The following is a 14,866-nucleotide window of genomic DNA, read 5'->3' as shown; positions in this document are numbered from 1 at the left end:
TGTTCAGGTCCGCAGCGGAGCACTGCCCCACTGGTTCAGTGTGCGTTGAGCGTGCGGCCATTCGCCGACCGGCCGATCGGGCGTGACGATCTCGAGTTCAGCGGAAATTTCCAGCCAGTTGCCGTCGAGGTCGTGAATGAAAAGGAACAGATTGTTTCCAGGTCCGTGCCGCCCAGGCCCCCACTCGACGGCGACGTGCTGCGCCGCGAAATGGTCACCCCAATCGCGGATGAGAGACCATTCGCGCGCTTCATAGCAATGATGGTCGAAGCGATTGCTTGAGGCCTGAAACACGGCAAAGCTGTGGTGCTCTTCACTGCACCTCAAAAATGCCGTCTTGAGCGTACGATCCTCGTCGACGACATTGTCGGAGAGAGTGAACCCGAGCACTTCCTGGTAAAACAGCGACAACCTTGCCGCGTCCGTGCTCGCGACAACGACATGCTGGAGACGCGCCGGCAGCGCCCCCGGCACGGGGACATCTGCCGTCCGGCCAAGACCGAAGCGCATCATATTGCCATCCGGGTCGACGACTTCGATTGCGCCCGGGAGGAATTGCTCCGTTCCCTCAATCAGGCGATCGAACGTCCACTTGCGCGCAACGAGCCGCTGTTCGAGAGCGTCGAGATCGTCCTGAGCAACCACGGCAAACCCGGCGAACACCAGCGTCTTGGCGGCGCCGGGGACAAAGTGGACGCGGCGGCCGGGCGCGGTTCCAAGAAAACCGTCGCCTTCCGGCCGGATATCAAGACCCATCACGCGGTGGTGGAACTGCGCCAACTTCTCACAATCGGGCGATCCGAGCGCAATGTGGTGCAGTGTCGCCTGCAAGGGCTTGGTCAGCTCAGCGGTCATGGAATATGTCCTCTTGTTCCTGTCCCAGGTCATGGACCCACAGGTTCCACGCGCGATCGGCTTGGCCGATGGTCGTTTCCTCGCAGCTACGCGCTTCACCCGAGGAGAGATATTTTGGCGATCCAAGCTGGAGCGCTGCGGCCTGAACTTCGCAGTTGCGGACGGTATAAATCGCCCGAAACACAGCTTGCGCGACGCTGGCGCCTACTGTTGTGAAGCCATGGCCCCGCATGAGCCCAACAGCCGCACCGTCGAGGTGACGCGCGAATTCCGCGCCAAGTCCCTCATTGCGTATCAGCAGATCACTCGCGTCCCCTGCGTGGTCAGCGACATCGAAGGGCTGCGAGACACCTTCGAGAAATCCGCAGATATGGCAAATCGGTCTGACGGAGACATCGTGCACGACGGTGAAGGGAAGGACTGCTGCGGCGTGGCTATGAACGACCGCCATGACGTCTGGCCTGGCCCTGTAAATCGCCGCATGAATGAAACGTTCTAGAAACAGCGGCGGCGCGGAGGGCGCCTCGCAATTGCCTGCCAGATCGAGTTCAACAATGTCCCCTGCACGCACCAAAGCCGGTGCCAAACTCCGCGACATCAGAAACCGGTCGGGATTTGCTTCACAGCGACGGCTCACATGCCCGAACCCGTCGACAACCCCTTGGCGAGCCAGGATACGGCTCGCCAAGGCGATGGACGCATGGGCGTCGACGGTCTCCATTCAACCTGCTCCGAGTTCCGAGCGAAGCAGTGCCAGTGTTGCGGCGTCTGCACGCTCAGCCGCGCTTGCGTTGAACGGTTGGCTGTCGCGCCGGGCAAACGCATGCCCCACGCCGGGATAGCTCATAATTTCGATGCGATCGGCGGCGGCGTCAGCGGCCACGCGGATGGCCTGCTGAGCCTCCGGCGGACAAAGATGATCGTCTTCGGCAATATGCAGCAGCAACTTGGCGCGAACCGCCGGCACCCGGTCGAGCGCCGCCTGGATCATCACGCCGTAATAGGAGACAGCCGCATCGATACCAGGTTCGCCAGCGAGCAGAAATGCCAGCTTTCCGCCCAGACAATAGCCGACAGCACCGACCTTTCCGGTAACTTCGGGTAGTTCGCGCGCATAGCTTGCAGCAACCAGCGCATCAGCCACGGCAGCCTGCTGGTCGAGGCCCTTGAGGAGAGCGGTAGCCCGCTCGCGATCGCTTTCGCTGGCGGGGTTCAGTTCGACATTAGGCTCCTGACGCCAAAAAAGGTCGGGAGCGATTGCGACAAAGCCCTCGTCCGCAAAATCGTCGGCGATGCCCCGGATATTTGCATTGATCCCGAAAATTTCCTGAAGCACGACGACAGCCGCGCCGTTGGGCTTCGAAGGCCTCGCCAGATAGGCGGTGAAACTGCCACCGTCGGCGGCGGTCAGGGAAACGGATGCATTGTCCACGTCTCGATCCTTCTCAAGTAGGGTATATTGGTCGGCGAAAGATCAGCTCTGGGCGCTCTCCAGCCACCCTTCGATCCATTCGGCCGCTGCGTCTTCGGGATAGATTCCGCCGCGCGCATCGTGCTCCTGAAGATCACCGATGCGCTTCGCCCCGAGTTCGGAAAGCGCGGCGTCGAACTTCTTGCCGCCAAAGCAGAATGTATTGGGATAGACGCTGTCGCCGAGGGCAAACACGCCGTAGCGCACGGCACTGAGGTCAGGACGCTCTTCCAGCAAAGCCTTGTAAAAGGCCTGTCCGTTATCGGGAACGTCACCCGTTCCGTATGTCGATGAGCAAATGATCCAGGTCCCGCCTTCCTGGAGCTTGGCTACGGAAGCTTTTTCCATTCGCACGATGCGCGCTTCGCCGCCGGCATCTTCAATATGGCCGGCCAGTTCGTCGGCGACCATTTCTGCCGTGCCGCTCATGGTTGCGACCAAGATCGTTATCTTTTCACTCATGCTTCGACTTTCTTCGGAATGAACTGCCGCAGCGGGATGGCGGTATCGCCGAGGCTCGTCGCCGGAAGCGCGAGATCGCCTGTCACCAGCAATCGGCGAATGAGCGGCATCTCCTTGCCGCGGTTGAGCGTGACGCCGCCCACCAGGCGGCCCTCGCAGAACTGAAAAACGGTCACGCCGTCTTCGCCAGCCGGATCGCCGCGCAGCACGACGTTGTCGACGTTCTGGGGAGCGCCTGCCATCTGCAGATTGAGCCCCCCTTGATCCGACCAAAGCCACGGGATTTCGGCATATGCGGTCGGTACGCCAGCCATCGTTCTGCCGGCGGCTTCCGCCTGCAGATTTGCGTTCTGCCAGGATTCAAGGCGCAGTTGGCTGCCCAACAGCGGATTGAAGTGACGCGTTACATCCCCTGCTGCGAAGATGTTGGGGTCTGACGTCTGGCCGAATTCATCGACGACGATTCCATCAGTAACCGCAAGGCCCGCAGCCTGCGCCAGCGCGGTGTCCGGCATCACGCCCACTCCTGCGACAATGAAGTCCGCAGGAATGTGATCGCCGTCGCCCAGAGTCAGTAATCCGGGTTCGCCGCCTGCAATGGCTGCACTCAACCGCACATCGACGCCCACTGAAAGGTGATGCGCCAGCACCATTGCACTGGCGTCTGCGCATCCAAGCCTGGGGAGAAGCCGATCGGCCATCTCCACCACACTCACCTGACAGCCGTGCCCGGCAAGGGTCGCGGCGACTTCGAGCCCGATAAAGCCTCCGCCCACGATAGCGACACTCGGCTGACCGCCGATGAGCGCTTCTATGGCGCGGCAGTCATCGAGGCTGCGCAGATAGAGGATACGTTCAGGCGGATATCCATCGATGGCGAGAGTCCGGACCCTGCTGCCTGTCGCCAAAAGCAGCCGATCATAAGACTCCGTTGAGCCATCGGCGAGGGTCACGACCTGCCTTTCGCGGTCAATCCCGGTCACTGTCGCTCCGGTGTGCACCTCGATGCCCGCTTCTTGGTAGATACCGTCGGCAAAGACGAAAGGAACCGGCGTCGCCGGGTCCTGTAACAGCGTCTTGGACAGCAGAGGGCGCTCATAAGGCATGTGCGCTTCAGACCCGAAAACCTTGATCGAACCTTCGAAGCCTGCACCTCGCATCGCCTTGGCCGCGCGTGCTCCGGCCTGTCCGGCTCCCACAATGACAGCTTGCATGTCCCAATGCCTCTCACATCGGCAGCGGTGCCTAGCCCCGTTGCCTTTATTGACAAGGCTCTGTCATATGGACAAGTATGTGTCAATAAGGTTCAGTGTGCTGACCGCCCCTGAAAAGCCATTTCAACCGCAGGTGAAGGCCGACGTGACACAACTAGAATCGATCTATCCGCTCTATCTCAACAACAAGGCGGCGCAGCCGAACGCCGACCTTGAAGTGACCGACAAGTTCACGGGAGAAGTGGCGTTTCGCTGTGCTCAAGCCGACGCGCAGACAATCAATCAGGCGATCGCTGGCGCAGTTGCCGCCACCGAACCGATGGCACGTATGGCAAGCTACGAGCGCCAAGCTGTTCTTCAGCACTGCGTTGAGCAGTTTCGTGCCAGGTTCGACGAATTGGCATATGCGCTGTGCGTCGAGGCCGGGAAGCCAATCAGAGACGCGGAAGGGGAAGTCGGACGCCTGATCGATACGTTCAGAATCGCCGCCGAAGAATCCGTGCGGATGACCGGCGAGGTGCAACCGCTCGACATCTCTGCTCGTGCCAAGGGCTATCAAGGCATGTGGAAGCGAGTCCCGATCGGCCCCTGCTCCTTCATTTCGCCCTTTAATTTTCCGCTCAATCTTGCCGCGCACAAGATTGCGCCTGCCATTGCAGTCGGGTGCCCGTTCGTGATGAAACCGGCCAGCCGAACGCCGCTGGGCGCGCTGATCATGGGTGAAGTGCTCAGCCAGACGAATTTGCCTGAAGGCGCTTTCTCGATCCTGCCCGCGCACCGCGACGGAGCCGATCTGTTCACGACCGACGATCGGCTCAAACTGCTATCGTTCACGGGTTCCCCTGAGGTCGGCTGGGATCTGAAAGCACGAAGCGGCAAGAAAAAGGTGGTCCTTGAACTTGGCGGTAATGCTGCCGTCATCATCGACCGTGACGCCGACCTGTCGGACGCACTCGATCGCGTGATCTTCGGAGCCTTCTACCAGTCGGGACAGAGCTGTATCGGTGTACAGCGCATTCTCATTCACGATGAGGTTTACGAAGCGTTCCGCGACTTGCTGGTCGCGCGAACCAAGTCGCTCATCGCGGGCGATCCCAAGAACCGAGAAACTTTCGTTGGCCCCATGATCTCCGACTCCGAGGCCGGGCGCCTTGAAGCCTGGATTGAAGAGGCCGTAGGATTGGGAGCGACGCTCTTGTGCGGCGGTCAGCGCGACGGCCGCGTGCTTGCAGCAACTCTACTCGAAAATGTCGATCCCAAGGCCCAGCTCAACGTCGAGGAAGCGTTTGGCCCCGTCGCCATTCTTGCCCGGTTCTCCTCTTTCGACGAGGCCCTGGAGATGGTCAACGACAGCAAATTCGGCCTCCAGGCTGGGATTTTCACCCGCGATCTTTTCAAGATGTTTGACGCATGGGACCGCCTCGAAGTCGGCGGCGTCGTGATCAATGATGTGCCCAGCTACCGCGTCGACAACATGCCATATGGCGGAGTCAAAGACTCCGGACTGGGCCGCGAAGGGATCCGCTTCGCGATGGAAGACATGAGTGAAATCCGCAACCTCATCGTTCGGAGGAACTGACATGACAATGAAAGGCGACAAGCAGGGATACGGCACGCTTGCCGTAACCCTTCACTGGGTCAGTGCAGTGCTGATCATCATCTTGCTGATAACAGGCTTCAACGCCGCAGCGCATCCCGAAGCGGCCGAGAAAGCTGCGCTCCTGCGGGTTCACATTCCCGCTACGATACTCATGCTGCTTGCCACCCTCGCCCGGCTGATCTGGTGGGCTCTGGACCAGCGCCCAGAGGCCGTGGCAGGCCCGAAATGGCAGAAAATTGTGTCCAAGGCTACGCACATCGCGCTCTATGTCGTCATCATCGCCATGCTCGGGAGCGGCATCGCCTTGGTCGCGTTAAGCGGAGCAGCTCCGGACATCTTCGCGCCCGGCGGCACCACCCGCTTACCGAATTTTGATCTTTTCCCGCCGCGTATTCCACACGGTATCGGCGCGCGCCTGCTCGTTGCGCTCCTGATCCTGCATATCGCTGCAGCCCTCTACCACATCTTCCTGCTGCGAGACGGGTTGTTCTGGCGGATGTGGTACCGCACCAGCGGCGACGCCCGGAAATAACCGACCCAAAAGCTTCGAACTGAAAACAGCGAAGCCGCCTTGCTGGCGTATTCTACCCGGGAGAGTTCAAGATGCCCAAGCACATACAGGATACTCGCATAGCGGGGGACTTTCGTCCTACGCCCTATGCATTCGCGATACTCGCCCTACTGGTCGGGGTGGGAATGACAGAAGGCTACGATGTTCAGGCCATGGCGCTCGCCGCGCCGCTCGTCGCCAAGAATTGGCAGCTCAGCACCGGAACCGTCGGCTGGCTTCTCACCGTCTCGATTATCGGCCTGGTCATCGGCAGTTTTGCACTGTCCCCGCTTGGCGACAGAATAGGCCGCCGACCGAGCATAGTCATCGCCCTTGCCGTGGCGGGTCTCGGAACTCTCGCCGGTGCCTTTGCACCTGACCAGTCGTGGCTTGCACTGATGCGCTTTATCGCCGGCATCGGTCTTGGCCTCGCCCTACCAAACGTCATTGCTTTGGCCATGGAGCTGATGCCGCCGCGCCTGCGAACCCTTGCGGTGGTTCTGGTGAGTTGCGGCTACCCACTCGGAGCGGCACTCGGCGGCGCGATCGCCGGTATGCTTATCCCTGCTCATGGGCATTCAGCAGTGTTCGCAGTAGGGGGTATCGGCACTCTCCTTGCGATGTTCCTTTGCGTGTTGGTTGCGCCGGAGTCGCCGCTCTACATGGCTCGCCAAACGCCCCGAAAAGCTTCGCTCGAACGCTTGCTGACGCGCATCGGCGCATCCGCGGCCTGGGACGGCGCGAGCGCTGCTGCACCGGCACCAACTTCAGCTGCGGCGACAGGTGTCGCAGCACTGCTCACACCCGATCGGCGGCCCGTCACCCTTTTGCTATGGTTTATAAACTTCGCGAACATGGCCCTTGTCTATTACTTCGTGAGCTGGCTGCCTTCGTTGTTCGTCAGCAGAGGCCTGTCGTCGCAGTTTGCCGTCACTGCAGCTTCCCTCTTCAGCGGTAGCGGCGTCATCGGCGGGCTTCTGATGGCTTTCTTGCTTCCGAAGCTGGGTCCTGCACGGGTCTTGGGCGGCGCCTACGCTTTGACGATCGGTTCCGTCCTGCTGCTCAGCAGCTTCTCGGAAATCGGCCGAAATTTCCTGATTGTCCTGTCTTTCGCCGGGGCGGTCATCGTCGGTTCCCAATTCTGCCTGACCGCCGTGGTCAACCAATTATACCCAACTGCTATCCGCGTCACCGCTTCGGGCTACGCCACGGGAATGGGGAGACTTGGGGCCATCGCTGCACCGATGGTGGGCGCCAGTATTCTCAGCATGGCTGCATTGGCGGAACATGCCTTCGCTATCGCAGCAATCCCGGCAGCGGCCGCGTTGGTGGCCATTATTGCAGTCCAACGCCACACCAACGAAGTGAAAACCCCGGTCCGATAAAGGCTGCGCGCACCGCCTTTCACCAAGAAAGGGGGTGCCCTCCACCGCAACTGCGGTTATCGTCGGAGTGACAAGATATTGTCATCTGAAGAAAGAGAAATGGCGCCAAAATATGTCCGAAGCTGATGCGCAAGCCATATCGGTACCCCATACGCCCGAAGGCAGTGCCGTCACCGACCTCATAATGACGATCTTTCGAGCAAACGGTCGGCTGCTGCGCGGTGGTGACACGCTTTCAAAGGAGCTGGGACTAACGGCGGCGCGCTGGCAAGTTCTCGGGGCGATCGCGCAAACACCGAAAACCGTGGCGCAGATCGCTCGGGATTACGAACTGACCCGACAGGGTATCCTCTGGGTGGTGCAGTCGCTCGTGAAGGACGGCATGGTTGAGTTGGTGAAAAACCCGGATCACCGCCGCGCGAAGCTGGTGCGGAACACCGACAAGGGCCGCGAAACTTTCGAAGAGGTCAGTCGCCGTCAGCACATCTGGTCGAACGATCTCGGCCAGGCATTCAATACCGCAGAACTACAGGCTGCGGTGGACGTCGTACGACGATTGAGCGAAATGGCGAGAGGCACGGAGGAGGACGACGAATAAGTCGCCCACGGCATCTGAGATCCGTTTAAACAAAAGCCGGCGCCGATACCGTATCGGCGCCGGTTTTGCTTTTTATTCGTCGTCCGCTTCGAGCAGCTTTGCGGAGATAGCATCCCAGCGGAAAGCAGTCAGATCGACGGGCGGCAGTTCAGTGCCGCAACCGCCACAAGTCCGGTGTTTGACGTCGGCGTTGAACTCCTGGCAGGCCTCGACGTATCCTTGCTGCACAGGCGCCTCGTCGGCTTGCCAATCAAAGCGATGCACTTCGGCATCGCATGAGCTGCAGTACCAAATGATCGACTCATTGCCCGGCTTTTGCGCCTTGTAACGGATCACAGCCCCCGGTTCGACAGTCAGAATGCGGTGCGCATAACCCGCTGGCACATAGGCGAACTCGCCGGGAACCAGATCGAAGAACCGAACCGACCCGTCAGCGAAGATGACGCGGGACTTGCCGCTCATTTGCGCCAGCACCGTGTCCTTTTCGCAGGCCAGGTGAAATGGCTGATCCACGTCATTCTTGCTCAGGTGAACTTGAGGATCGACTTCCGGTCGAAGCATCGGAAATTCGTCGAAGGAGGCGAGCTTTTCCGCTTCACGATAAATGTTGAAGGCGTTCTTGCGCCGGGTCCGGACAGGTGCCGTCATCAGGAGATAACCTCTTCCATGGCGTTCCAGGCATTCTTCGCGATCCTGGTGTTGCGGGTATAGTTGCTCCAGCCCCAGATATAGAGCGGGAACGGCCTGCTGACGTGGCCACAGGAAGGGCAAGTTCTGGCTTCTTCGCTGGCATTGAAACCAAGCGCGGCAGCATCCGAACCCATGATCGTCGGCAAGCCTGCAAACGCGCCCTCGCCGCCTTCGTGTTCGTCGAACTCGTAGCGGTGAAGCACGGTGTTGCACTTCTCGCACTGGAAGCTCATCGCTTCCGTTTGCTCACCCTCATCAAGCTGGCGCTGGGTGATAACCATCACCGCAAAGAACGGCTCGCTCGAGTCGCCGCCCACGCCGTGTTCACGCGGACCGACAGCCATATCCCCGGTGCGTGCACGCCCGTTTGATCCCAGCGTCAGGGCAACCTCATCGACGGTATTTTCATGAAGAAAGTACCCGATGTTCGTCCCGCTGCCATCGCTTTCGAAGGCCGCAGAGCACGGCACGATGGCGCCGGCCCCAACGTATGGGAACAGCGGCAAAAGCTGCGAGTTGGAACCGCGCACGACCTCGAACGCATTGACCTTCAGGGGCACCCGCTCTTCTCGATGCCCCTCGGCACCTGGCATGTTCATCATCTCTCTCCTTGGCCTTATCAGCGCTGCGCGCGGAATCTCTCCGCCGGTATCGAAGCAACCGGCTGACCGACAGATTTTGTCTCTTTGACAAAACTCTGTCAATGATGGATCTCACTCTCGTGAGAGCCAGAGTTTCCATTTCGGATAAGGAGGCGAGCCGTGTTGTCCTTCCCAGCCGCAACTGCGCTTGGTTTAGGAAGTAGGCATGCTTACGCGCGTGCGTCCCGGGCGAACCCGCGTTTGAGCAGTAAATTGCTGTGGGGTCGCACGGACGCACGGCGCGGCGAGCGAGCCACGTGGACCGCTGCGCCAGCGACTGAAAATGCGAGCGACCGCCCTTATTTCAACAGGTCAGTCGATATCCGAAGATTGCCCCGGATCGCCAAGGCTGAAATCGAGCGCCTTCCGGATCAGGCGTACGGTATCGCGAAAGGCCGCAATCTGGTCAGGTGTCAGCGAACTGACCGCCGCCCGTTCGACCTCCAGCGCACTCTCGCGCACAAGTGCCTCGACCTCCTTGCCTCGAGCGGTCAGGCGGTAGACACTTTTGCGTCCATCATCAGCATCGCGGGAACGCTTCACGAGACGTTTCTCTTCGAGCGTGCGCAGCGCGGCCAAAGTCGTCGGCGACCTCACGCTGAGATAGTCGCTCAGCTCCTTTGGCGTGACCCCGTCGCGGTCGTGCATAATCGCCAGATACCGGCAAGTGTGGGCGGCCAGCCCGAAGCGCGCGACGCGCTCGTCGATGGCACGATTGATAGCGCGGTAAAGATCGCGCGCCATCAGTCCCATGCTGGTCGAAAGGTAGTCCTCCTCCGTTTCGGAATTCGGTGTTTCGAGTTCATCGAAGGCGGTAGCTGGAGACATAAACAAATCCCTGAATTCTGCGGACGAACGTTGGTCGCATGCCAGCGCCGTGTCAATCGCCGCCTATCAATCACATTTAGATAGATAGGCTACCTATTGACTCTTTCGTGACGTCAGATAGCTTAAAAACACGATCTCAGAAAAGAATCGGGAATGGGGAGATACTGAAATGCGATTCCAGCATAAGTGCGCCTGGCTTACGGCCACGGCGATCTATCTGCTTCCTTCGCTGGCAAGTGCTCAGGCAAACGACGCGCCTGCTGCCTCCGCCGAGGACACGACAACCACGAGCACCTTCGACATCGTCGTGACGGCTTCGCGCCGCTCGCAACGGCTCCAGGACACTGCTCTTGCAGTGAACGCAGTCTCGAGCGACGAACTCAATGCCGCCGGCCTCACCGACACCGCTTCGCTGCAGCGCGCCGTACCGAACCTCCAGTTTTCGACCACCGCCGGCTCCAGTTTCGTCTATCTGCGCGGCATCGGCAGCAACGTGTATGGCTCGTTCAGCGACAACAGCGTCGCAACCTACGTCGACGGCGTCTACATCCCCAACGCCAGCGCAGCGGTTCAGGAACTGTTTGACGTGGACCGCGTCGAAGTCCTGCGCGGCCCGCAAGCCACGCTCTACGGTCGTAACGCCACAGGCGGCGCCATACTCATCAACACAGCGCGTCCGTCGAACACGTTCACTGCTAGCGGCGACATGCAGATCGGCAACATGGGCGAGCAGCGCTATCGCGCGATGGTCTCAGGTCCTCTGATCGGCGATGTGCTTTCCGGACGAGTTGCCGTCGTGCGCCATCGTCACGATGGCTATTCGACCAACCTGCTGACCGGAGACGATTTCAACGACCAGGATTTCTGGGGTATCAGAGGTTCGTTGCTCGCCCAGGCGACCGACAACCTGACCCTCACCCTCATCGGCAACTACTCCAAGGAAAGCGGTTCGCCGGGAGCATCGAAAGCGATCAACCCGAACTCCCTGCCCTTCGCCGTCTTTCACGCGCCCTTTTCACCGGATCCGCGCGCGTCCTACCACAACCTGAAGGACAGCAGCCCGTCCAAGTCGTATGGCGTCAACCTGCGGATTGCCTGGGACACCGAAATCGGCCAACTCGCTTCGGTTAGCTCGTACAATCGCTATAAGCTCGGGCCGGTGTTCCTCGATCTCGACGACTCTAGCGCGTCGCTTCTCGAGTATCAGGGACAAGTCTCGGATACCAAGTTCTACTATCAGGACCTGACCTTCACCTCGAAGCCGGATTCTGGCCCGTTTGGCTGGATGCTTGGCGGCACCGCGCTCAAGCAGGACACCGACGGTATCCAACCAACCCTGACGCCGGGCGGCGTTTCACTCAACTACACCACCACGAAGGTTACTGGCTTTGCCGTCTACGCGCAGGCCGACTACGCGATCCTCTCACAGCTCAAGCTTGTCGCTGGCCTGCGCTACAGCAAGGAAACCCGAGAGGGTACGGCTCTCAGCAGCTTCAATGGCAGCCCGGCGTTTTTCCAGGAAAACAAGCAAAGCTGGGATGACGTCTCCCCGAAGTTTTCGCTCGAATACCGTCCGATCAAAGATACGCTCATCTATCTGAGCGCGACCAAAGGCTTCAAGAGCGGCGCCTTCGACCCGATCAACGTCAGCAGTTCGGCAAAGCCGGAAAACATCTGGAGCTATGAAGCCGGCCTGAGAACCGAACTGTTCGACCGCCGCCTGACCCTGAACCTCACCGCGTTCCATTACGACTACAAGGATCTGCAGGTCTTCAACGGCGTCGTGAACGGTTCGCAGGTTCAGACCTTCCTTCAGAATGCCGGCAAGGCGACCGTCAATGGCCTTGAATTCGAGCCGACTTTAAGGCTGATCAAGAACCTGCGGATCGGCGGCAACCTCTCGCTGCTTGATGGCAAGTATGCCGATGGAACTATCCTTGCCGATATCGCCAACGGTATCCCGGGCCGACCCGGCGTTCCGGCAGTCGTTCAGTCCTACGACGTGGGTGGCAACCCGATGATACAGGCGCCGAAGGTCACTGCCACCGCCTTCATCGATTGGACGATCCCACTCGCAGATGGTGGCTCGATCCAGTTCTATGGCGACTACTTCCACCAGTCGAAGCGCTACTTCACGGCCTTCAAGGACGAGTCGCTGAGCGCTGGCGGTTACGACCTCGCCAATCTGCGGTTGACGTACAACCTCGCAGGCGACCGCTTCTATATCGCAGGCTTCGTCCGCAACGTGGGCAACACCCTCGTCCGCAGCCAGGTCTCGCGCACTCCGCCCTTCGGAACGCTCGAAACCTATGCTCCTCCTCGCCTCTACGGCGGTGAAGTCGGCTTCCGGTTTTAAAATGCGATGGCCGCGTCAATCCGACGCGGCCACCTACTTATGGACATTTAGCTATGCCACTTGATGCAGCATCGACGCCTGAGACAATCGTACCTCTTGCTCGGTCGGGCGAGCACCTGCGCGATCTCGACCAGCTTCCGGCAAGCGCCGCTGAGCCGAGCCAGACTGTGAAGGAGCAGGTCCAGGCTTTTCTCGCCCATGCCGAATTGGTCGGACTTTCGACCGTTGGAAGCAACGGCTGGCCGGTCTCGCATTGCATGCATTTTGCGTCTGCGAACGGCCCCCAGATGCGACCGGTCCTCTACCTCTTCACACACGAGCACAAGCGCAAGCTGACCAATATCCAGGGTAATCCGCGCGTGGGTGCTTTCGTCCTCGAAGGCCGCAGCGACGGCGATCCCGCAACGGCGCCCTCATTGAAGATTCAGGGTCTCGCGACGCAGGTCACCGATCCCAAAGAACATCAGCTGGCGATGGAATGCCAGTTCCAAAAGGAAGGATACGAATTCGCCCGCTATCTCGGTCTCGAGACGCAGCCGGCACTTCGTATCGATGTCGTCAGCGCCGTTTGGCAAGATCCTGCCAACGGAATCGCGCCAGTCACCGTGGATTACAGCGACACCTTCTCAGCGCTCGACGCTCCAGAAGCTGCCTGATCGATCAAAACCGGAAAGCAAACGAACCATGGACGTCGCCTCCCCCTCTCAGCCCTCTCCGCTGCTCGCCAGCGCCCTCGCATCTGGCGATTATCGACTGGATCAGGAAGGTGCGCCGAAGCCCTATAAGCCGGCCGCCGACGCCGAGGTACGTGCAACGGTGCTCGAAGTTCTTGCAAATCTGGCACACGGTCACCTCAGCACTGTCACCGCAGACGGATGGCCGGTCGGGTGCGGCGTTCGCTACGTCTCTCTCGACGATGGTACCGGCCGTCCGGTAATCTATCTCATCAGCGGACTGGCACAGCGCGAACTGGTAAACATCGATAGGGACAGCCGCGTCTCCTTCGAAGCCCATTATGCAGTGGGGTTCGAGCGCCGGCGGGAAGCCAAAGGCGTCCAGCTACAGGGCGTGGCAAGTCTGGTTAGCGACGAGCAGGAGTTGGCGTTCGTCTCACCGCAAGCGCAGGCCAAGTACAACGATCCCGAAGTCATGCAGCGTAAACAGGTCGCTCGGATCGACGTCCTCAGCGCGGTCGTGTTCAACGCCTCCGGTCGACCGCAATGGGGACAATTCGACTACTTCGCCCAGCAGGACGGCTGACATGTCGGGCCATCTGGAAGTCATTGTTCGCCGGACTGAAAAGCTGTCTGGTGACGTCCACACTTTCGAACTGGTCGCCGCTGACGGCGGCCAGTTGCCGCCGTTCGAGGCAGGTGCGCACATCGAGCTGTTCATCCGCTCGAATCTGATCCGACCATACTCGCTTTGCAACGATCCTGAGGAAACTCATCGTTACAGGATCGGCGTATTGAATGACGCCAACTCACGCGGCGGCTCTAAGATCGTCTGCACGCAGTGGGCCGAGGGAATGCGCGCCCGTATCTCTTCACCCAGGAACCTCTTCCCGCTCGAGCCGGCGACTGGTCGCAGTCTCCTCATAGCCGGTGGCATCGGCGCTACACCGCTGATCGCGATGGCCCACGCCTTGGGAAGCCGAGGCGCTCCGTTCGAGTTTCACTATTGCGCGCGGGACCGCAGCAAAGCGCCGTTTCTCGAAGAGCTGCTCGCTGGCTCCTTGGCGCCGTCTGTGCAGGCACACTTCTCCGAGGACCGCCGCTTCGATTTCACGGCAGACATTGGCGCTCCGACCGGAGACGACCATATCTACGTGTGTGGGCCACAGGGCTTCATGGACCATGTCATCGAAGCCGCTCGCGGTCTCGGATGGCCCGACGCGCGGATCCACTTCGAGTATTTCGACGCCGAGACGGACACAAGCGGCGGGCCTTTCAAGGTCCAGCTTGCTGACGGAACGGAATTCGAAATCCCCGCCGGTCGCTCGATCGCCGACGTGCTGATCGAACAAGGCTGCGAGGTCGAGGTTTCGTGCGAAAAGGGAATCTGCGGCTCGTGCATTACCGACATTCTCGAGGGGCTCCCCGATCATCGCGATCATTATCTGACGGATGAGGAAAAAGCGCAAAACAACTGCATGGCTCTTTGCTGCTCGCGCGCTCTGTCACCGCTCATCAAACTAGACCTTTGACCGCCTGGGA

Annotated in this window: 16 protein-coding genes; 8 read left to right on the top strand and 8 right to left on the bottom strand. The window is 60.1% G+C overall.

Going from position 1 to position 14,866, the window contains the following annotated elements:
- Positions 1–3 precede the first annotated feature (3 nt).
- The 5 genes from U9J33_RS07980 to U9J33_RS07960 are packed head-to-tail and all read right to left on the bottom strand — an operon-like array spanning position 4 to position 4,002.
- Positions 4–855, bottom strand: coding sequence for a VOC family protein (locus U9J33_RS07980; protein ID WP_324698863.1), 852 nt, complete (start codon positions 853–855; stop codon positions 4–6).
- The gene (locus tag U9J33_RS07975; RefSeq protein ID WP_324698861.1) at positions 845–1,576 is read right to left on the bottom strand and encodes a class II aldolase/adducin family protein; all 732 of its coding nucleotides are present in this window, start codon (positions 1,574–1,576) and stop codon (positions 845–847) included. Before U9J33_RS07975 ends, U9J33_RS07980 begins: the two co-directional genes overlap by 11 nt.
- Positions 1,577–2,287, bottom strand: a complete 711-nt coding sequence (locus U9J33_RS07970; RefSeq protein WP_324698859.1) for a dienelactone hydrolase family protein — start codon at positions 2,285–2,287, stop codon at positions 1,577–1,579.
- A gap of 42 nt (positions 2,288–2,329) precedes the next feature.
- Entirely contained in the window at positions 2,330–2,737 is a 408-nt protein-coding gene (locus tag U9J33_RS07965) for a flavodoxin domain-containing protein (protein WP_324698858.1), read from the bottom strand.
- Between the two features lie 47 nt (positions 2,738–2,784).
- Positions 2,785–4,002 carry an NAD(P)/FAD-dependent oxidoreductase gene (locus tag U9J33_RS07960; protein WP_324698857.1) on the bottom strand — a complete coding sequence of 406 codons (1,218 nt, stop codon included), beginning with the start codon at positions 4,000–4,002 and terminating at the stop codon, positions 2,785–2,787.
- A gap of 67 nt (positions 4,003–4,069) precedes the next feature.
- On the opposite strand from U9J33_RS07960, the gene U9J33_RS07955 reads away from it, so the two are divergent.
- The 4 genes from U9J33_RS07955 to U9J33_RS07940 all read left to right on the top strand — a co-directional run bounded on the left by U9J33_RS07955 (position 4,070) and on the right by U9J33_RS07940 (position 8,135).
- Positions 4,070–5,581 carry an aldehyde dehydrogenase family protein gene (locus U9J33_RS07955; protein ID WP_420719872.1) on the top strand — a complete coding sequence of 504 codons (1,512 nt, stop codon included), beginning with the start codon at positions 4,070–4,072 and terminating at the stop codon, positions 5,579–5,581.
- A 7-nt stretch (positions 5,582–5,588) separates the two neighbouring features.
- Positions 5,589–6,134, top strand: coding sequence for a cytochrome b (locus tag U9J33_RS07950; protein WP_324698856.1), 546 nt, complete (start codon positions 5,589–5,591; stop codon positions 6,132–6,134).
- A 164-nt stretch (positions 6,135–6,298) separates the two neighbouring features.
- Entirely contained in the window at positions 6,299–7,537 is a 1,239-nt protein-coding gene (locus U9J33_RS07945) for an MFS transporter (protein WP_324698855.1), read from the top strand.
- Positions 7,538–7,649: 112 nt separating this feature from the next.
- Complete coding sequence (locus tag U9J33_RS07940) at positions 7,650–8,135, top strand: MarR family winged helix-turn-helix transcriptional regulator (RefSeq protein WP_324698854.1); 486 nt, start codon at positions 7,650–7,652, stop codon at positions 8,133–8,135.
- 72 nt (positions 8,136–8,207) lie between these two features.
- Here U9J33_RS07940 and U9J33_RS07935 read toward each other — a convergent pair whose 3' ends face one another.
- The 3 genes from U9J33_RS07935 to U9J33_RS07925 all read right to left on the bottom strand — a co-directional run bounded on the left by U9J33_RS07935 (position 8,208) and on the right by U9J33_RS07925 (position 10,294).
- On the bottom strand, positions 8,208–8,783 hold the full coding sequence (locus tag U9J33_RS07935) for a hypothetical protein (RefSeq protein WP_324698853.1): 576 nt from the start codon (positions 8,781–8,783) through the stop codon (positions 8,208–8,210).
- On the bottom strand, positions 8,783–9,427 hold the full coding sequence (locus U9J33_RS07930) for a hypothetical protein (RefSeq protein WP_324698852.1): 645 nt from the start codon (positions 9,425–9,427) through the stop codon (positions 8,783–8,785). Before U9J33_RS07930 ends, U9J33_RS07935 begins: the two co-directional genes overlap by 1 nt.
- Before the next feature lie 351 nt (positions 9,428–9,778).
- Positions 9,779–10,294, bottom strand: coding sequence for a MarR family winged helix-turn-helix transcriptional regulator (locus U9J33_RS07925; RefSeq protein WP_324698851.1), 516 nt, complete (start codon positions 10,292–10,294; stop codon positions 9,779–9,781).
- A gap of 169 nt (positions 10,295–10,463) precedes the next feature.
- Here U9J33_RS07925 and U9J33_RS07920 point away from each other — a divergent pair, with 169 nt between their 5' ends.
- The 4 genes from U9J33_RS07920 to U9J33_RS07905 are packed head-to-tail and all read left to right on the top strand — an operon-like array spanning position 10,464 to position 14,856.
- Positions 10,464–12,650 (top strand): TonB-dependent receptor, encoded by a 2,187-nt coding sequence (locus U9J33_RS07920; RefSeq protein WP_324698850.1) that lies wholly within the window; start codon positions 10,464–10,466, stop codon positions 12,648–12,650.
- Positions 12,651–12,703: 53 nt separating this feature from the next.
- Complete coding sequence (locus tag U9J33_RS07915; RefSeq protein ID WP_324698848.1) at positions 12,704–13,306, top strand: pyridoxamine 5'-phosphate oxidase family protein; 603 nt, start codon at positions 12,704–12,706, stop codon at positions 13,304–13,306.
- Positions 13,307–13,334: 28 nt separating this feature from the next.
- On the top strand, positions 13,335–13,910 hold the full coding sequence (locus tag U9J33_RS07910) for a pyridoxamine 5'-phosphate oxidase family protein (RefSeq protein ID WP_324698845.1): 576 nt from the start codon (positions 13,335–13,337) through the stop codon (positions 13,908–13,910).
- Between the two features lies 1 nt (position 13,911).
- Positions 13,912–14,856 (top strand): PDR/VanB family oxidoreductase, encoded by a 945-nt coding sequence (locus U9J33_RS07905; RefSeq protein WP_324698844.1) that lies wholly within the window; start codon positions 13,912–13,914, stop codon positions 14,854–14,856.
- Positions 14,857–14,866: the final 10 nt, after the last annotated feature.

Origin of the sequence: Novosphingobium sp. RL4 (assembly GCF_035658495.1) — a bacterium.
GTDB lineage: Bacteria > Pseudomonadota > Alphaproteobacteria > Sphingomonadales > Sphingomonadaceae > Novosphingobium.
This window is presented reverse-complemented; position numbering and strand designations above follow the sequence as displayed.